This is a genomic window from Rhizobium sp. ERR 1071, from assembly GCF_007828675.1.
Lineage (GTDB): Bacteria > Pseudomonadota > Alphaproteobacteria > Rhizobiales > Rhizobiaceae > Rhizobium > Rhizobium dioscoreae.
In genome coordinates this window covers 207849-226710 of record NZ_VITM01000007.1, presented here as the reverse complement: position 1 = coordinate 226710, position 18862 = coordinate 207849, and the positions used below count along the sequence as shown (strand labels likewise).

The window sequence follows — 18862 nt, the reverse complement described above, 5'->3', positions numbered from 1 at the left end:
CTGCATCTATATTTAATAGCTATTTTTTAGCTATGCAATAGCCAATGACTGAATTTTTTTTGTTGACTAAATCAGTAAAATATCTATTTTCGTAGAGTCCATTTGCACAGGAGGCCGCCTCGTGAAGAAAACCATGACACTCAACCTGACTGACGCTGAGATGCAGGCACTGCAGGATCTCTGCGACAAAAAGGATCTCTCAAAGACAGCCGTGCTACGTCAGGCACTCAGGCTTTATCAGCTTGTTGACGGACGCATTGAACAAGGTGGAAAGCTCTTCTTCGAGGATGAAGCCAAGAAGGAGAAAGCGGAACTTATGGTGCTTTAAATCGTGATCTCCTATCCTGCGTTTCTGATTGATAAGCGTTCTGGCCAAACGGTGGACGCTCTACTCGTCGAAGGCATCAGCGAAACTGACTTGCAATCGGTAGAAACCGATTGGAGGCCTGTGCTGGAAGCAAGGCTTCGAGAGTTGATGGCGCAAGGCGCCGATCGATCGACATGGCCTGAAAGCAGTCATTGGGACTGGCGCAGGAAGGTTGACAGGGTTCGAGGATATCTCGCGTTCAGGACGATGGCGCTGATCTGTGAGGGTCAGCTGCAGGGTCTGATGATGCTCGCGATGGCAGGCCATACCTGCCGGATCGCAGAGCAAGCCAGGAAGGACCTGGTTTACGTCGACTATCTCGAATCAGCCCCGTGGAATCTAAAATCCATCGTCGCGCAACCTCGCTTTGGCGGCGTTGGAACCATGATGATCCGCGCCGCCATCCAGGTGAGCAGGGAGCAAGATCTGCAGGGCCGCATCGGCTTGCATTCGCTTCCTGCTGCCGAGCGCTTTTACAAGGACGTTTGCCGCATGACCGATCTCGGCCATGACGGAACCTATCAGGGACTAAAATATTTCGAGATGACGGCGGCTCAGGCTGACGCATTCTCGATATCGACAGGAACATAGCCATGAAACTCGAAATCACGAGGGAATGGTTCGAACGTAGAGCCAAGCTTGAAGGAGACCTGGAAGTCTCCGCCGGTGGGCTCACCAGGGACCCGACCCTAGACCACAACGAAGACACAGATCCGGCGGCCGAGGCATCTGGATCAATCCGTATGGCGTTTGGTTCATTTGTTGAAACCATGCGTCGACAGAAAGGAATGTCGATCGAAAAACTCGCCGAGCGCGTCGATCTCGATGCGACGGATATCATGCGGATCGAGCGTGACGCGCATTTCACGCCCGAGCCGCGCGTTGTTTTTCGTTTGGCGGAGACCTTTGATCTGCCTGGCAAGGCGCTGCAGCAACTGTCTGGAAATACGGTCCCTCGCCCAGGTTTGCAGGAGCAAGCGCTCCGGTTCGCCGCGCGATCGGGAGATTCTCCACAAAAGCTGTCCCGCGATGAGCAGCGGGCACTCGAAGAGTTCATCGCGTATCTGGAAAAGCAACAAGGCTGACGAAGTGCGTAACATCATTCTCAGCCGTGGAACGGCATCCGACATTGAGCGTCAGGTCAATAAGGTTCTTAAAGGCCTGGGGAATCCGGAGCCACCACTGCGACTAGAAGATGTACGTGAGCTTTTGAGGCTTGATCGCCGATACTATTCCACGACAGACGACAGCGCTCTTCGGGAGACGATAAGCAAGCTTACAGTGGCCGGGGCGCAAATCATGAAGCGCCCCGGCCTCATCCTGGACGCGGTGCGGAAGCTCGATCTTCGCGCTTTATACCTGCCCGATCGAAAAAGGATCCTGCTCGATAGAGCCCAGCCTGACGCAAAACAGCGTTGGAATGAGGCGCATGAGATCGGGCACAGCATTTTGCCTTGGCACGAAGATTTAATGCTCGGCGATCACGAGTGGACCCTGACGCCGGGTTGTCACCAACAGATTGAAGCTGAGGCGAACTATGCAGCTGGCCAACTGCTATTTTTGCAATCGCGGTTCGGCGCAGCTGCAAACGACTCTACGCCCGGTCTCGATGCCGTCCGCGCTCTTAAGTCAGCATTCGGAAACACTTACACGACCACGTTTTGGAGGTTTATCGAGGACTCCCACCGGGATGTTCCGATGATCGGGTTGATCGGACAGCACCCGCTTTTTCCAATTGCGAACCAACCGGAGTTTCGCCACATAATCGAGTCGCCTGCCTATAAAGCAATGTTTGAAAGTCTGCCCGCGGATCGCCTAGCGCAGGTAATCCGGACTTACTGCGAATACCGCAAACGTGGGCCGCTCGGCGCAGGCGAGGTTAACTTGATCGACAGCCGGGGCGAGACCCATGTCTTCTTGTTCGAAACATTCAGCAATACCTACGATTGCCTGACGTTGGGAACGTACCAGCGGCCTTACGCACGCGTGGTTGGTTTCTGATCAGAAGCGATCTTTGGTATTCAAGCGCCCGTAGATTTCAGCGGTTGATCAATGTCATCGCCGGTCCACGTCCCATGGAAGGGTCAGAACAAGATTAGTGCGAAATCGTACGTTTAGCCGAGAAAGGGATGCCCGAGATCGATATCCGTTCCAAAAACAGGGGCATAAAGGCATTTCGCCCTGAAACTTCATATTTAGCATGAGCAGCAAACTGCGGAAAACATGCACGAAATCGGTCAGCGTATGATTTCGCATTAATCTTGTTCTGACCCCATAGAGGATCGTCTTAAGCTGGTTGTAGAAAGCCGGCCGCCTCTGCGTCGTCGACCATTTCCTGACAAACCTCATCGGGGTGTCTCGATGAAAACATGTGCTCGATCGAATTACGCCACGTCAACGTGTTCGTACTCGCTCCACTATGGCTGAGCGAGTAGTATCGGCCGCTTGGCTGATCGTGCCGGTGATCCATCATCAGAATGCGCGTCGGCGATAGAGGGAAGGAAACGAAAGTTTGTGGATCCCGGATTCCTTTGAACTGAAGTGACGGGTGGTGAAAAGCGACCGGGTTATCCGAGGTCACGAATACCGGCCGCTCTGAAACGACGATGGCCCATCGGAGACCCATAAGCTGTTCCGCAAACCAACTGCATTTGTCAACCACGCTGATCCATGCACGTTTTAGCTCCTCATCGTCCGCGCCGATGCACTCCGCCCAGGTTTCTTCCGAAATCGCAGCGGTCGTCCTGCCGATTGTGACGTGTGTTGGCGATAGCCCGTCGGTGGGAACACCTGCGATCAGCGATCTATGAAAGCCCTTGGTCCAATCGAGCACGGCCGGGTTTCTCAAATGCATCGTCGCGACGAGCAACGAAATCATCTTTCGATACCAGCTCTTCGAGTAGTCGGGAAAATCCGAGCAAAGCGCTTTCCAGGGAGGGCTTGAAAACCACTGTTCGAGGTCAGCTAGCTTCTTTTCAAAACGATCGTCTCGCCGGCCGGTCTCACTCAAGGGCGAGTAAAGATGGAACTTAACCGCCACCTTTTTTATGGGCTTCTGTTCCGCAAGGAGCGTCGTTTTGCTCAGGCGCCAAATCTTCTCGGCGTTTTCCGGTGGAGTTGCAAAGTAACGGAGATAGGATTGAGGAACCCAATGGCAGTTCTTTGTGACGTTTTTGCTCATCCCATTTGTAACCTTTGCCTGACAGAAGGCACATTCTAAAACCAGTAGGAAAAAGAAAGAAAAATCAGAGAAAACCAAAGTTCTCGCTGCCGCTGGCGTTCAAACTGGCGCCATTGCTCGATTACTATGAAAGCGACCTATTAAACATCCCAGTGTAGCTTACCGTGGCTCAACTCTCAGCGTCAACTTTCTCAAAGACCACATGGAAGCGTGGCTAGCTCTCCTGGCGTCCAGCAGCTGTCCATATAGATGCAGGCTTGGCAACAGGTCATCTCATCGATTGCCATGATCCGGCATCTTTCGTCTTTCCGATCCCTCATCGCCAAATGGGCGCAATGATGGTCCTGCGTATCGACGAAGAAAACCCGTGGATTGCTCACTCTCCGGATGCTGATTGCGCCGTAGCTGCTCTGCTGCCCAACAGACAAACAACCAGCGAAACTATGATAGGCACAGGGGGATTTCACAGGGATCGGACGAAGATAGTGCTTGAATTGCCCCGTCAGAAGCATCCATTCATTGGGTGTCTCTGCCTGATCATCCAGGAGAAGCGGAACCGTCGGCGCCAGCCGTGCCCGCCTTCCTTTTGGCGGAAATCCGGGGAACTGCTCGAGAGCCGACACGGACAGCGTCATGTCTAACTGCCGACGGCAAAGGAGAAGAAGCTCGTCGGCATGTCGTTCAATGTCCGAAAGATGGGGCACGATGCCATCATCGCTGGTTGGCAAGGGGATGCCATCCCCTTCTCGAAGAACCTGAAGCAAAATGCCGTCGCTGCGCTCGATGATGATCGCTGGATAGACGAGGATTCGCGGTCGCGGCTCAAAGCGTGAACTTCCGGAAGCCTCATATCTGACGTGAAGGCCGTGAAAGAGACGGGCCACATCATCAGCCTTTACGAATGTTCCCAATTGCGCCGGTCTCAGCGTCGAGGGGATGGTGGCAGCGATCTTATGCCGCCCCAGAAGATCCAGAATATCCGTCGAGTGCGCGACATAGTCAGCCTCCCGAAGCAGTATAATGTCGGAAGGATCCGCATTATTCGTCCCAAGAAAGGTCCGGCTCGGATGTTCAAAAATCACCATCCACTGACCGCTGGTCAGAAGGACGCGCGCTAGATCATGGCCATGCTGATCTTTCAAGCTTTTTACATATTTGAGCACTTGGCTAAGATAATCGTGCCATGCACCGATGACCGGCGAACTTTCCTTCTCTCCACCATTTTTGACATGTTCAATCGCCCGGATGATGAGATCGCCTGGTTGCTCCCTCGTCCTGATTGAATCCGAGGGGGAGATGAACGGCTTATCCCAGCCCTTCGCTTCGATTACGAATAGAGGTAGACGGGAGTGATCCGAAACTCCGACATAGTCCATGAAAATGGTGGTCTCGGCCTTGATCCGGGCTTCTTCCGACATGTCGCCGGCAGGGCCGAGCTCCCAACCAAGGGCCTGGAGCAATCTGTCGATGAAGAACTTGCGCGTCGTATGCTCCAGCACTTCGCCGTCGAGTTCGCCGGCATAGGCGACAGGACTACCGGGGCCAACCGATCGCTTCATCTCCGCAAGAAGCAATTGGATGGCGCGCTTGAAATCGTTTTGTGCCTTCGGATCGTTCATTGGAAAAGATCGGGAAGCCTGAAGAGAAGTCGGCGGGCCGCAGGCCATCCCGCATCCATAAAGAGTTCCAAGCACTTGATGAGCGCCACACGGCGATCGTCGTCCTCAAAAATCTCCTTATGGTCCGCAAGGAACTGCCCGACCATTCGCACCATGAGGTCTGCGCCCATCGATTCATTCTGATAGCCCGTTCGCCGGCCGCCCTGGAGAATGGCGATTGCTGCCACGTCAAAAACCCGAGCGGTATCGGTGGAGATCAATGCCTCCAACAGCTGAAGAAGGTAATAAATCGTGTGCGGGGTGCCGACACTGCCGATAACTACAAGAATTGGCTCGATCTCCCGGAAGAACGCAGTCCGCTGGCCCTCGCCAAGGACGATCGCATCGTCGCGTCTTGACCTGACCGAGAAGAAGATCTCCCGGGAAGCAACGTCGAGGAGTTCGGCATAGGCTTTAAGACGGTCAGAATCCGCGGATTTCGCATCGATCGCATCGAAGTACGGATCCAGAACCGCCTTCGCCGCGTGTACGCTCTCTACGAAGATGCCGTGGGCGCGCTGTCTTATGTCCGCACTGCCCGCAGCCTCGCCTTGGAGACCATGAACGAGCGCCCCTCGCAGCGTGGCGAGGACTTTTCCGCTAGCTTTGAGACAGCGCGGTTGCAGCAACCAGCCGTCGATGATCGCCTTCGACTCTGATCGTTGGTAGGTCACCCAGAGTATCGCAAGCAAGGGCGCGATATGCTCACGAACACGGTCAGCCCGCGCGGAGGGCTCGTCGAAACGAGCGAGGATCGCGGTCGCCAGAACCTCGACCTTGACCGGGTCATGAGAGACAAGATGTCCGAGAAGATTGGACGCAACGAAGTCCAGGACACCAAGATTTTCTTCCGCGCGCGCAACGTGGCCGATCCGTTCCCAGAACGCGCCCGGGTTTAGGGGCAGCAGTCGCGGCAAGCGAAGAACCGTTTGAAGGCGTACTGCGGGATGCGGGTCGCCGATGAAGCCGTCCGCCAGGCGCAGAAGCACGCCATAAAGATCCGGACGCTGCTGAAGCCAGTCGAGGGATGCTTCTGCCGCCTCGAGACGACCCGCAGGGGAGCCCCAACCATTCGAGTCCTCGAACCGTGCCTCGGTCTCCGCGTCGACCTTGGGACTCTTGTAGGCTGACGCCTTTTGCAACAGCCGGAGCATCTCGCGCGTTCCGTCTTCGTCGCCTGCCTGCGGTGAAAATCCATGGTCGACGAGCTTGGAGAGACATTCGGCGAGAACGGCTTCGGCATGCTCGCGCAAACCGGTATGCGCCGACGGAAGGCCGACGATAATTGTGTCGAACCTCGTCAAGGCTTTTAGGAAATCGGCGGCTGGCGGCTCGCCGTTCTCTTTATCCTTCTTGTCGAAGTCGAAAAGCTTCTTCACAACATCGGTTGCTTCGGCCAAACGGGCGTTATCGGGCTTGGTTTCGTCAAAGCCGTCCAGCCAATGATATCGCCGCGGGGCTTCCCAGGAGGTAGAAACGCGGAAAATCCTCGGGTTGCCGTCGGACGTGGTGTCCGTGCCATCGGAAAGCCGATTCGCAATTTCCTTGGCCTCTGTCGTCAGTAAGCGCTCGGCGCCAATGCTCTGAAACAGCCGCTCTAGGAAGTCCGCCCTGGCACGCGCTGGGTCGGCAAATTCAGCGAAGCTGAAATGAAGGGCCGCCTCTTCAAATGCGACGCGCTCGAGATCGGTCCGGCCGTCAAGACCGCTTCGGACGAGGTCGATCGCATCTTTCCGCGTGTCGGGACTGACGAGAAAAGGCTCGAGGATCGCGAAGGGCCACAATAGCTGTGTCAAAGCGTCATGCCGGCTGGCCGCCGCCATGAACAGCCTCGACCAAAAGATGCCAAGCGTACCGGTTTTCGTGACCTCTTCGGCCAAGACCAGCGCTTCGGCCTCCGGCGCCTCACGTAAATGCCTCAGGAAACTCGCTACCAGCGTCTCACCGTCGCTGCCGTAGCTTGCCTCCGGATCGTGCGCCCAAATATAGCTATGATCCTCCTGAAGCACATAGGATTTGCCGGCAACCTCGACCGGATGAGCAGGATAGTTCTTGTAACCGGGATGCTCGCGGTCGACATAGCCGCTGACAGCACTGACGAACGCTTTGACAGCCCATAACGGCGACTGCACCAGAAATTCTGGAAAATGCTCACCTAACGAATAGCGCGCCATTTCGAAATCCTGTCTCGAACTGGAGCGAAGCGCGAGGATTTGACTGCGAGACAGGTCCGTTTCCTGATCTTCGGCGATCTCGCAGCTATAGACAATGCGATATATCTGCGCCGCGAACTCGGGATCTGAGAGCGCGATGGCATTGATTTTCCGCGCCACGGCCGGCGCCTCGCTGGAAGCGAAGCGGGCGAGGCGTTCAGGCGTCAGGACTTTCGAAAACAGGGCGTGGCTCTTATGCGGATCGGTCGCGTAGGTGTCTGCAACCGCACCGATTGCCAAGACTATAACGTCGTTGTTCTCCGCCACACCAAGACCATAGCGAAGGAGCGCTCTGGAGCCGCTTCCTATCTTCGCCCGGTCATCCTGGCCTGCAGGCCTGCTGATGAGGAGATAGATCAATACCCGAAGCGGCCATTCTGCTACCTCAGCCGATTTTGCGAGTATAGCGACAGCCGTCGCCCATGCGGGAACCGCAATCGAGAGGCCATCTTCCGCGCGCACGGCGAGTGCCCCGACCACATGCGAGAGCGCCTTCAACGCCTTCTTGTCGCCGTCAGCACAAACGGCGGCGATCCTCTTGACATCATCGCCGAGTTCCGGCAGCTCGGACGCTACCCGGCTGGCGATACTGCGGATTATCGTGTCCTGCGTGTCGTCGCCGAGAAGAGTGATAACTGCCTGCCAGAACCTGCCGCGGTCGAGCTCCTGCGACCAGAGCTCGTGCAAGGCAAAGGCCATTGCCGGCGACAGCATCAGGCCAAGGCCACGCTCGCCGCCGAACGGCGAGCGGCCAGCGGCGATCTCATAGGGATCAATAAAGAGTCGGCTGGCGGTATAGTCGAACAAAAGATGGTGCCTGAATTGGATCCAGCGGTCGCCCTCGACGGAAATGAGTACGCCGTCACGCATCAAGCGTTGGAGCGTGTCCGGATCGGGAGACGCGGCCTCGAGCCGGCCCGCCCGCAAGCTTCTTGAAGCGACCATCGCGTCGAGGATGCGTCGGAGACAGGACTCAGCGCTGACGCCGTGGGTCTGGACGCGATGATTCCAATATAAGTTCAGCAGCCCCGTCTGCGATATGACGCTAGCGACATCACTCGATACGACGCCGTCAACAATCAGCTCGGCCAATAGTCTTGTGTTGAAGGGAACGGTTGCAAGATCCCGCACGTGATCGGAAGTCTGCTTGAGGAAGTCATCAAGTGCCGGGACCAGCCGTCTTAAACGTTCGAATTCAGATGAAGACCATAGCGGAATTTTGATATGGCGAACCGCCGCGAAAGCGCGTTCCGACAAGCTCGCGTTCGGCGGCGTGCCCTTGAACAGCGCACGCAGCTGCTGACCCATCTGCAGGTCGAAAGTTCGAATCGAGGCGATAACCCGCCACCGCCCGTTCTTTTGCACCATGGTCTCGATGAGCGAGCGGAAGACGCCCTCTCCCTTTCCACCGCGCGTAGCGTCGAGCGCATCGATGATTAGAAAAGCGGGCTCCTGGCCATCCCAGGCCTCGAGCGTCTCTATTAGCCCGTGCGCCAACCTGAGCTCTCTCGAGAGACCTTCAAGACTCTCGACCGAGTAGCGGTCCACGGCCAAAACGACAACGTCATACTTCTCGTCTTTCAGCTTGGTCGCGAGAGCATTGAGGACGCCGCTTTTCCCGGCCCCAGGTTCCCCAACGATCAGGAGTGAACCATCCATCGCCGCCCGCTCGACCTCGATCTGACACTCGCGCGCAATGCCGACCATCTCGCCGCCGCTTTGGATTGTTTCGTAGCGGGATAGCGACAGGCTGACATCGCTGGAATGGCGCCGGAGCGCCGCAATGTCGGCGCTGAACCGCGGCGCGGCTTTGAGCGGCACGTTGCGCGTCATCAAGGCCTGCCGGAGCGCCGGGAGATCGGCGCCACCACGGCGAACCATCAACTCTTCGCAGAAGTCCGAAAGGGCCGTTTGTAGCGTGTCGACCGCATCCCCCTCAACAATCTGAGATCCGGAGGTAAGCATCGCGGCGACAGCGGCAGGGTCAAAAGTGAAGATGCTGACGAGCTGCGCCAGCTCTCGAAGGATCCGGTCATCGAAAGGCTCACTCGTCAGCCGTGGCCAGGTGGTTTGGACGCACTGTCGAAAATCGTCGAATGCATCTCGCTGGTTCTTGGAAAACATGGGCTGGCCGGGTCCCCGCGCAAGAGCGAGGGCCGCCGGCAAATGGGTCCGGATGGCGGCAGGACTCTCCGGTCCGGTCGCCAGGACCAACCGATCTTTCGTCCAATCCAGCGGCCGGTTCCATTCTAGGCTGCCATCCCCATCTCGGCAAACAAGCCACTGGCGAACGAACTGTTCGACGGTCTTTCCAAATGGCGAAGCGATATCCTTCGAAGACGATACCGTGGTCTTCGCCTGGATTGCCAAGAAACCATCGTTCGTGGTCGCTACCAAAATATCATCGACCGGCGCTTCTGTTTCAAAGCGCAGCCATTTTGGCTTTGCCTCGCCAAGGTTGAAGCTGCGATCAATTTGCATGTCCGCCAGCAACCAGCCTGCGAACAACGCGCCGAGCCGCTGCTGGAAATAGACACCCCCGCTGGTGGCGGCCCCGCCGCCTCTGGCAAGTGATGGAATGATAGGTCGCGACGGCAAAGGCAGGTTTCCAGTTCTTGATTCAATCTGAAGTTAATAAGTCTGAGGTTCCGTGGCAAACGAAGAAGTATTTATATGGGCTCGCGTCTACCCGGATCGCCCCCCAAACCGGAAGATCGACGCTCAAGTGGCTTGGGGCGCCTGTGAAGTCGTTGACATATGCAGCGCAAACCTGCTCTTATATGCAATGCATACGTCACGATTCGCGAGGAAAGACCAACGTGATCGGAAAATTCGAAGAACTGACGCTCTTAGCACTCATCAAGGCCGGATCGGAGGCTCCTGCCGCAAAGGTCTATGGAGTAATGGAGGCGACGCAGGAAAAGGTCGCGCCGTTCGCTGCGCTTTATACTGCCCTCGATCGCATGGTGAAGAAGGGCATGATTTCCGAAACGAAGGATGAAAGCGACAAGCGTGCGCGGCGCCTGTTCACCATCACTGGCGAGGGGCGGCAGGCGTTGGACGAAGCCGTGAACGCGACGCAAGCCTTGAATGCCTACGGCGGCAAGATCGTCTTCGGAGGCCGCAATTGGGCATAGCGTTTCTGACAAGACTCTCTCGTCGCTTGCTCTGGCGCGATCAGCGAAGCGAAGAAGTATTGCTAGCCGATGCACGCCAGGAACACCGAAAGTTCAAGGCAACGTCGGCCCGTCTGGATAAGCTTGCCGAGAAATTTGAGCGGGAGGCGGCCGAGATGAAGGAGGCGAGACTCAAGCTGAAGCAGATGCGACGGCCGCATACCTATGTCTTTTTTGTGCTGCTGCCAGCTCGCCTCGCCGGCGACTTCCTAACGAACCTTGAAACCATATTTACGGAGACCTGGGTTCCCCGTTATGGCTACGAAAGATCCCGCTGGTTATGGCACCGCAATTGCTGGGGCATGGTGGCCTACTATTGGTTTGACACTGTGATGTTAGCGGCCGAGCGTATCCGCAAAGTTATTTGGTAGGGGAACGAGCGTGGCGGATTTCGGGAGTGTAATTCGAAGGGCGGTTGATGGGCTTGCGGAATCATCCCCCGCAACACGCCGGGTTGTCTATGATAGGGCGCGACGCGCTGTGGGACGTCAGCTGCGGAACATGAAGCCGAGCCCGCCCCGGGCCCTTCTCCTCCGGCAGATGCAGAAGCTGGAAAGTGCGATCATCGCAGTTGAGGGTAACTATCGGCCGCTCCCCCATATAAATCGAAGAGGTGGCCATCTCATAACGAGGCTTCTGCCGGCTTCGATAGCGGCCGACTTCCTTGAGAACCTGGATGAGGTGGCCGCCGAGATCTGGATTCCCCGCTATGGCGTCAATCGCACGAAATGGCTCTGGTGGCGGCAGGTCATCGGGATGGTGCTCCGTTATTGGTCGGAAGGAGCAGTGGCCTACCTCGGACGCCTGTCGGCAATAATATTGAAGTGATCAGTTCGCGCACATGGTGAACGGTACAAGATTGCTTGAATATCGCCTTGACGAGGCGACCAACGTTAAAGAGTCCAGTTCGCTCCTGACGGACGAACTCGGCTTCTTCGATCGCATCGACCAACTGATCCTCGACTTTTTGAATAGAAGCGACAAGCTTCTGCCGGGAGAGTCGAAGCACTATGCATTGTGCTCCTTGGTCAGGACACAGCTGATCAAATCTTGCAATAGCATGTTGCGCCACCACATTGGCGATGCCTTTGCGGCCACGAGACTTGCGACCGATGCTGCCTTATTTTCGCTGCTGATGTCTCGCGGGATGCTTTCGGAAAATGACTATCTAACGAGCCGCCGCGCCCGCGACGATGCCGTGAAACTCCTCGGCAAACGCATCAAAGCCGGCGATACATTTCCGCCAATCTTTCTGGCGATCAGGCAAGTTCGATCGGATCACAGTAGCCACGCACATGCGGATCCGGTTGCCCTGGCTAACCGGATAAATAAGCTGCCGGACGGGTCGATCAAATATAGCAGCTTCCAAACGATGGATGATCCAAACGATTTCCGCTATTTCTTCATGGGAATGCTCTGGGTCGCAGGGATGTGTTTTCGGGGATTTCTGCATGTACAGGAGACCGAGTTCGCCGAAGACATCTCACAATTTCTCGTGCGCTTGAACGACTGGAAGGCAGCACTGCACAACCACCGATGCACAATCGGCATCTTTCCAGAGCGAGGCGACGATGAGGGATTTTAACCTAATCATCGTTCGGCGGACGTGCCCATAGCAATATACGGGTTAATTTCTCGCTTTTGATTGCTAAACAACGGCGGGCACAGCTCTATCTTGCTCCTGAAATAGAGGCAGCGTCGCGGTGTACTCGCAGGATCATCGGAAAGGAAGATCTATCAGGCTGGTTAGCAGGACATACCAGTGTCCCGGTGTCGAGGCAGAACGGCAATACCCAAAGCCGAAGGTTTTGTGCGCTCGGGAAGATGAACGGCTCGAGCGGGCGAGGGAACGCCTCTGTCTTTGGATAGACGAGCACCACGTCGCCCTCCCCTTCCAGGTAGGTGTGACCATAAGCGTGGAGCTGGTAGAAATCGCCTTGCGAAAGATTGTACCTATCTTTCCGCATTGTTTCGATAACGTCGAGCAGCTTCCATTTGGTGTCAAGCACCACGATGTTTCGGCCGTCCTTCCGGACGACAAGATCGGGCTCCAGCCGGAACCATTGCTCCGCCTCGTACTCGACGAGATAATGGGTCGCCGGTTGAACCTTCAGCCGCAAGGCGGGATCGATCGCATGTTCGAGGTGTTTGGCGACGTAGGCCTCAAAAAGCGTTTCCATGGGAAAGAGCAGTGACGACGCTGACCTGTTGCCGACGCCCGTCAAAGGAGAGAAGCCGGTCAGGATCAGCTCGGCCCAGGCAAGTGCCTCGCCATAGTGGATCATGCTCCGGTCCGGCTGCAGCTTCCTGAGATCCCCGGTGACGTCGTCGGTTGGAGGGACATCGGAAAAGACGAAGCGCAGTTCCCGCGCCCGTCGCTGATTTTCAAGCGAAACCGACTGAACGATCACTTCATTTAACGCTGCGTGGATGAGCCGGTTTTCCGGGCGATCGGTTGAGAAGTCGTCGTGTTCTGTGAAAAAAGCGTCAGCACGAACAAGGTTGTGTCGGAGGTGATCAGACATCATGAGCTTGCCCCGCAGAAACGGCAGATTGCCCTGCCGTGTTACATAAGCCCCCCTGAGTCCGCGTTTGATAACGGCGGAGACCGCATCGAGGAATTCAGCCACGAAAACCTCGAGCAGCGACATCCTGGCCGCAGCAAGCTCGGCGCGGGCGGTCCTGATATGCCGAAACGGACCGAGGCAGGAGAGCATGCGGATAAGCAGGCGCCGTGCCCAATTTTCGTGGGTACCACCAGCGCGGCCGACTTTCGGCAAGACCTCGATCTGCACGCCACCCGGCGCGCGGATCACGCCAACATAGTTTGTGACCTGCACGACTAGCCGGCCGCCGCGCTGCGCCAGCCGCGCCCACCTTGCTCCCTTACCCTCCGTCTGGGCCAGGCATTGTTCTTGCAGCCATTCGAAAACATGGTTTGGAACAACCGCCGCTGCGTTCTCGCCTGTCCCCGCCGAGCCCTCTGCGACCAGGATGTCGAATTCGTGGATCGTGAGCGTGCGACCGGGGATCGGATAGGCCATTAGCGGAAGATCTTGTATATGCCGACATAAGCCGATGGCATCGAGAACGCACCGGGCTGAAGAGCGAACCTGGGCTTGGCGGCAAAGGAATCTATCGATGAATTCGCGCCGAATAGCCTCTGGTATTCCCCTTGCGCATCACCGACCTCAGCGACGAACTGTGCCAGCGGCTCTTTCTGGTTGTCGCCGAGCACGAGCCTGATCTTCTGCCAGTCCTCGAAGAAATATTCCTCTAGCAGCGGTACGATATTCGCCCGGAAAATCGCCGAGAGTGTCTCAAACCGCTCAAGCCCATCTGGGCTTTCCTTCAAACGCGCGAAGTAGGCGTGGCCGATCGTATGGTCACGATCATAGAGGGCTTCGATCCGCTCGTTGATGGCTGAAAGCATCTTCGGAATATCGATCGTTGTTTCCTCCGTTTGCACTCGCAGACCCTGTAGCGGGGCGCCCGCTTCGTCGCGGCTGTCTGGATAGACCGGCTTGAAATCGAACCGGCGGCGCAGCGCTGTATCGAGGAGGGCGAGCGACCTGTCAGCTGTATTCATCGTGCCAATGATGTCAACGTTTGCCGGGACAGAAAATTTGTCGCCGGAATACGGAAGAGTCACGGTGATCTCCTGCTTCATGCCCCGGCGCTTGTCTACCTCGATCAGAGTGATCAGTTCTCCGAAGATCTTGCTGATATTGCCACGATTGATCTCATCGATGACGATCGCGAAACGGTGATCCGGTGCGGCTTTGGCTGCCTCGCAAAGCACGCGGAAGACGCCCGGGCGGATCCTGTAGGCGATGCCACTCCCCTCGCCTTCCCCGTCGAGGAGCGGTCGCAGCCCCTCGACGAATTCCTCGTAACCATACGACTGATGAAAGGTGACGAACTCATATCGCTTGATAACACTGCCTGCAGGAGGACCGCGGCGGAGCTCGTCGACGAGCTTGATGATCTCGCCGCAGGCGTCGTTCCATTCGCCCGCAAGACTCCAAAGCGCGTTTTCGCTTTTCTCGAAAATGATCGGCGCGTGCGCCCCGCCCTGCGCCGCAGCAATCGCATGCGATGCAAGCACACGGTAGATCGTCGACGGCACATGGTTGTTGTTGTTCGCGGCCTCCACCGTTCGAATGATTTGGTGGTCCCGGATTTCGGTCACCTTCGAAGGTTTACCCAGGTCGTAGAGCGCCGCAGCAATCGCTTCCCACCACCGGAGCTCGCTGAATTTCTCCGCAATAAAGTTTCTGCGCCATTCGTCGGCGTCGTGTGTCGCCGTCGTGTCCTGATAGTCGGCCTCGATCAGACGGCGAACTGCGAAGGTCTTTCCGGTCCCTGGCGGGCCGTAGTAGATGATGTTCCGTGGAGATGGCGAGCTTACCTTAGCGGAGGGCCGTATGTCATCGCCCGCACTCTCGACGTCGCCCTCGGCCTTCTCAAACGACGCTTCATCGGGCCAATAGCCGGGGCGGTCCTGGCTGGGGGCTGCCCAATCGAGGAGCACGGCGCTGCTCGACGAAAGGGCAGCCTCAAGCTGCGTTACGAGATCTGCCGTCACCGGTTGCCGCGTGAACTTCGACAGGTCTCCTAGGTCGTGCCTGAGGCTTAATGTCCGAGACGCGCGTCCGTGAACAGTTCCGAGAACGCCAATGGCGCGCTCGCTGCCTGGCTCTTTGCGGCCGAACCGGACCTCGATGTCCGTGTCGATATGCCACCAATCAAGGTCGCGCTCATGCACCAGCCGCGCCAGGCGGCAAAAGAGTTCGGTCTCCTGTGTCGTCCAGGATGCGCGGGCACTTTTGAAGGCGGCCTTTCCGTCGAACCGGCGAAGGATTTCCTTATCGTCGAGGGATCCAAGGCCCAGCGCTTTAGCCAATTCATCGTAACCCGGAGAAAACGTGTTGATCTCTCCGACGCTCCAGGCGACAAGATCGTCGATAGGCCTGTCCACTCCATCTGCCGCCGACAACATCGCCACTATGTGGGAAGAGTTGCCATACGGGCCGCGCATCTCCGCATATTTTCTACGAATTGGGTCATTATCGCTGAGATGGACAGTGTCGATCTTGACCACGAAGCAACCTTCGGCCTCGATTCCGACCGTGTAGGCCAGCCGTTCAGGCGCATTTTTCGTCGGATATATCCGGGCCCAATTGTACCGTTCGAAATTGTTTCCCTGATTGGTCGGCCGCCGCCGGCAGGTGACGGTTCCCGATGGAAAAAGGGCGGCAAGAAGACCATCAGCCCACTGCTTGGTAAGGTCGTATGCGGTTTTCAGCTCTTGATAAACCCGCTGATGATCAGGGTTGTCCCGGTCATATTTCCGACCCTGCCATTCCCTGAGCAAGGCAAAGTGATGTGAAGAAAATGTTTGCAATTTGTGGGATCCTGAAAGGGCACGAATCGACTATCGATCATCTTATAGCAATAGTTGCAGGCTTGGGACGCCGCTCCTCGCTTCCCTCGCCATTTCCTCGAGGAAAGACGTCACCGCGGAAGCGCTATTTGCGACTGCCCGCAATAAGGCCTGCTTTGACTCAATTTTTGATTATCAACATCATGGCTTGACGTCTGGCATTCGGCAACGCTCTTGTCGGGCTAGCCTGCATTCTGCTGCTTTTCACCAGCGGTTGATTGGTGAGCGTTACGAGGCCCTGTCGCTTACCCGTGACAACACGGCGTTCGCCAGCCAGCCGTATACGCCTTCCATCAACCAGGTCTCAGCTCGTCCGGCGTCGACAACCTCGCTGAGGACGAGTTGGTTGTCTCTTGCGACACCATACTAACCGGGAACCCAACGCAAGTCGTCGAGATGAACAATAGGACGTTTGATGATGGCGCCGACTTCACAAGCAAGCCATGTTTTACCTGTTCCACCGTTCCTAAAGATCAATATCCGCCGTAGGTCTTCAAGATGTGCCGAGTACAATGGTCTCTCCTACGTTCGGGCACCGCAGATTAGATCCGACGGTGAAATTCAATTCAATATCGAAAGCCGCAGCGGCGGCAGTTGCCCTGCGATTTGGCGCTTTCCTCCAATCTGCCCCACTTACCGGATACAGTAATTGGGCAGATTCGATGGCGAGGGCTGCTGTGGCGGTCTTCTTGAAAATCTGTGCACAAGTGCCCGTTTGGTGAGTTGATCATTTGCCTGGGGATTCCGCAGGCGAAGCAAATCAGATTCCGTCTCGATATGGCAAAGAGACGGCTCCCCGCACCTGAGCATGCCGATACGTTGTCGCTAAAGGCGTTGCGCAGTTTGGTGACAGGGCTGCTGGAAAGGGCAGGGCAAGCTGAAGTTCGCCTCGGAAAGCTGGAAGCTGAGAATGCGGCGCTCCGCGAGGAAAATGCAGAGCTTCGGCTGGAAAACACCCGCCTCAAGGTCGAGAACCAATTGCTGCGCGATGAGATTGCCCGGCTGACAAGCCTGCCGCCGCGGCCGCCGTTTCGCCCGTCCGGCATGGACAAGGCGACCGATATCAAATCTGGCGACAAACAGGCGGCCAAGAAAAAGCCGCGCGGCCCGAAGCTGGATATGGAGCGAGTGAGCCGGGAAGAGATCCTACGCGCCAATGTTCCCGTCGGCTCACGCTTCAAGGGGTACAGGAGCTTTGTCGTACGCGATTTGGTCGTCAGGGCCGAGCTCGTGCGCTACCAACGTGAGTGCTGGGTCACGCCCGATGGCAAGACCGTGCTGGCACCTCTTCCCGCCGGGATTATGGGTGGCTTCGGCGTGCACTTAAGGCGCCTTTGCCTGATGCTGCACGCTCAAGGCCAAGTGACGACCGGACGACTGACGACATTGCTGAACGATATCGGCATCGACATTTCCAAGCGCCAGCTGGTGCGTCTCTTGACCAAGGGACTGGACGGATTTGTCGCGGAGGATGCGGCAGTACTTCATGCCGGCCTGGTGTCGTCCTCCTACATCACAGTCGACGACACCGGCGCCCGCCATGCTCATTCCAATTTTTATACCACCCAGATCGGCGGTGAGCACTTTACGGTCTTCCGCACCACCAAGTCGAAATCGCGGCTGAACTTCCTGTCCTTGCTGCGCGGCAATTATCGGGATTACGTTCTCAGCGATGCCGCGTTTGATTATCTGGAAGGCCGTCGTGCCGATCCAGATCTTGCTGCCAGACTGCACTCATTCGAGCCGCAACGCTTCTGTAACGAAGTACCGTTTTTGGAGCATCTGGCCAGCAAGGGTGTCGAGATATTCGACAGGCAGGGGATTGGCTTGCTGACCGAAGCCGGGCTTTGGGGCTGTATCCGTTATCATGGCCTTGTCGGCGACATGGTGATCATCTCCGACGATGCCGGCCAGTTCCGGATTGGCAATCATGCCCTGTGTTGGGTCCATTGCGAGCGTCTTCTGCAAAAGTTGATGCCGGCGAAAGCGAAGGAGGTGCGATCGGTTGCACTGGTTCGCGATCTCGTCTGGCGCTTCTACAAGGCGCTGAAGGCCTGGAAACAGCATCCCTCACCACAGGCAGTCCCGGCCTTCCGACGACGGTTCGACCGGATCTTTACGCTGCACACCGGCTTTGAAGCACTCGACGCCTTGCTGGTCCGACTGCACCGCCGCAAGGCCGAACTGCTGCGCGTGCTCGAGCGACCGGAAATCCCGCTCAACACCAATGCGTCGGAAAACGACCTGCGCAGCTTCGTCATCAAGCGAAAGGTCTCCGGCGGCACGATGAGCCGCGACGGCCGTGTTGCCCGTGACACCATGCTCGGCCTGATGAAGACGTGCCAAAAGCTTGGTCTGTCTTTCTATCACTATCTCGGCGATCGGCTTGGCGTCCGCGGAAAAATCGTCCCATCGCTGGCGGGGCTCATCACTGCCAAGCCCTGATGGGTTCTTCATCCACAATCAGCTTCCAGACCGCATCGCCAGGTGCGCGGCGACCTCCCCCGCCCGGACCATTCCACACCCTTGACCTTGCCCAAGTCTTATCCGCTGCTACAGACTGTGATAGAACAGCGCCGAAGCATCGCTGCCTGCCAAGAGGGCGCGGCCATCGAATCTGCCCCACTTACCCAATCCACTCCGATCATTGAGCAGATTTTTCCTTTGTTAACCATATGAATTAACGCTGTTCTTTTGTCTTGTTGAATTGAGGCTGACGTTTGCTTCCGTTGCTCGGACGGTGTTTTTCAGTGCCTATCACTATTGATAGGATGCAAGTATCGATAGTGATAAGTACAAACGCCTTGTACGCGAGCATTCA

13 protein-coding genes and 1 pseudogene are annotated in these 18862 nt (G+C 56.7%); 9 read left to right on the top strand and 5 right to left on the bottom strand.

The window, feature by feature from the left end; translation table 11 throughout:
• The first annotated feature begins 133 nt into the window (after positions 1–133).
• The 4 genes from FBZ99_RS23665 to FBZ99_RS23650 are packed head-to-tail and all read left to right on the top strand — an operon-like array spanning position 134 to position 2368.
• The gene (locus FBZ99_RS23665) at positions 134–328 is read left to right on the top strand and encodes a transcriptional regulator (protein ID WP_092749794.1); all 195 of its coding nucleotides are present in this window, start codon (positions 134–136) and stop codon (positions 326–328) included.
• Positions 329–331: 3 nt separating this feature from the next.
• Entirely contained in the window at positions 332–958 is a 627-nt protein-coding gene (locus FBZ99_RS23660; protein ID WP_145635190.1) for a GNAT family N-acetyltransferase, read from the top strand.
• 2 nt (positions 959–960) lie between these two features.
• Positions 961–1452 carry a helix-turn-helix domain-containing protein gene (locus FBZ99_RS23655; RefSeq protein WP_145635188.1) on the top strand — a complete coding sequence of 164 codons (492 nt, stop codon included), beginning with the start codon at positions 961–963 and terminating at the stop codon, positions 1450–1452.
• A gap of 4 nt (positions 1453–1456) precedes the next feature.
• Positions 1457–2368, top strand: a complete 912-nt coding sequence (locus FBZ99_RS23650) for an ImmA/IrrE family metallo-endopeptidase (RefSeq protein WP_145635185.1) — start codon at positions 1457–1459, stop codon at positions 2366–2368.
• A gap of 286 nt (positions 2369–2654) precedes the next feature.
• On the opposite strand, the gene FBZ99_RS23645 is transcribed toward FBZ99_RS23650, so the two are convergent.
• The 3 genes from FBZ99_RS23645 to FBZ99_RS23635 form a co-directional block, all read right to left on the bottom strand.
• Positions 2655–3548, bottom strand: a complete 894-nt coding sequence (locus FBZ99_RS23645; protein WP_145635183.1) for a DUF4238 domain-containing protein — start codon at positions 3546–3548, stop codon at positions 2655–2657.
• A 191-nt stretch (positions 3549–3739) separates the two neighbouring features.
• Positions 3740–5167: a hypothetical protein gene (locus tag FBZ99_RS23640; protein ID WP_145635181.1), complete on the bottom strand. Its 1428-nt coding sequence runs from the start codon at positions 5165–5167 to the stop codon at positions 3740–3742.
• A complete protein-coding gene (locus tag FBZ99_RS23635; RefSeq protein WP_145635179.1) occupies positions 5164–10017 on the bottom strand; it encodes an ATP-binding protein in 4854 nt (1617 codons plus the stop codon). Before FBZ99_RS23635 ends, FBZ99_RS23640 begins: the two co-directional genes overlap by 4 nt.
• Positions 10018–10238: 221 nt before the next feature.
• Between FBZ99_RS23635 and FBZ99_RS33235 the strand changes: the two genes are divergently transcribed.
• From FBZ99_RS33235 to FBZ99_RS23620, 4 genes and pseudogenes are all read left to right on the top strand, one after another.
• Positions 10239–10556 carry a PadR family transcriptional regulator gene (locus FBZ99_RS33235; RefSeq protein WP_186450335.1) on the top strand — a complete coding sequence of 106 codons (318 nt, stop codon included), beginning with the start codon at positions 10239–10241 and terminating at the stop codon, positions 10554–10556.
• On the top strand, positions 10547–10966 hold the full coding sequence (locus FBZ99_RS23625) for a hypothetical protein (RefSeq protein WP_145635175.1): 420 nt from the start codon (positions 10547–10549) through the stop codon (positions 10964–10966). The genes FBZ99_RS33235 and FBZ99_RS23625 overlap by 10 nt, the downstream gene beginning before the upstream one ends.
• Positions 10967–10976: 10 nt before the next feature.
• A pseudogene (locus FBZ99_RS33615) lies at positions 10977–11180 on the top strand (hypothetical protein); the annotation flags it as partial.
• A gap of 256 nt (positions 11181–11436) precedes the next feature.
• On the top strand, positions 11437–12180 hold the full coding sequence (locus FBZ99_RS23620; protein WP_145635173.1) for a hypothetical protein: 744 nt from the start codon (positions 11437–11439) through the stop codon (positions 12178–12180).
• Positions 12181–12265: 85 nt separating this feature from the next.
• Here FBZ99_RS23620 and FBZ99_RS23615 read toward each other — a convergent pair whose 3' ends face one another.
• Together FBZ99_RS23615 and FBZ99_RS23610 are read right to left on the bottom strand one after the other, a co-directional pair.
• A complete protein-coding gene (locus FBZ99_RS23615; protein WP_145635170.1) occupies positions 12266–13639 on the bottom strand; it encodes an McrC family protein in 1374 nt (457 codons plus the stop codon).
• Positions 13639–16002, bottom strand: a complete 2364-nt coding sequence (locus FBZ99_RS23610; protein ID WP_186450334.1) for an AAA family ATPase — start codon at positions 16000–16002, stop codon at positions 13639–13641. Before FBZ99_RS23610 ends, FBZ99_RS23615 begins: the two co-directional genes overlap by 1 nt.
• 816 nt (positions 16003–16818) lie before the next feature.
• Here FBZ99_RS23610 and FBZ99_RS23605 point away from each other — a divergent pair.
• Positions 16819–18486 (top strand): IS66 family transposase, encoded by a 1668-nt coding sequence (locus FBZ99_RS23605; protein WP_145635168.1) that lies wholly within the window; start codon positions 16819–16821, stop codon positions 18484–18486.
• The last annotated feature ends 376 nt before the right edge of the window (positions 18487–18862 follow it).

Excerpts from the sequence above, each read along its gene's own strand:
- FBZ99_RS23665 (WP_092749794.1), top strand. The coding sequence starts at position 134 with ATGACACTCAACCTGACTGACGCTGAGATGCAGGCACTGCAGGATCTC.
- FBZ99_RS23655 (WP_145635188.1), top strand. The coding sequence starts at position 961 with ATGAAACTCGAAATCACGAGGGAATGGTTCGAACGTAGAGCCAAGCTT.
- FBZ99_RS23645 (WP_145635183.1), bottom strand. The coding sequence starts at position 3,548 with ATGAGCAAAAACGTCACAAAGAACTGCCATTGGGTTCCTCAATCCTAT.
- FBZ99_RS23640 (WP_145635181.1), bottom strand. The coding sequence starts at position 5,167 with ATGAACGATCCGAAGGCACAAAACGATTTCAAGCGCGCCATCCAATTG.
- FBZ99_RS23620 (WP_145635173.1), top strand. The coding sequence starts at position 11,437 with ATGGTGAACGGTACAAGATTGCTTGAATATCGCCTTGACGAGGCGACC.
- FBZ99_RS23615 (WP_145635170.1), bottom strand. The coding sequence starts at position 13,639 with ATGGCCTATCCGATCCCCGGTCGCACGCTCACGATCCACGAATTCGAC.
- FBZ99_RS23605 (WP_145635168.1), top strand. The coding sequence starts at position 16,819 with ATGGCAAAGAGACGGCTCCCCGCACCTGAGCATGCCGATACGTTGTCG.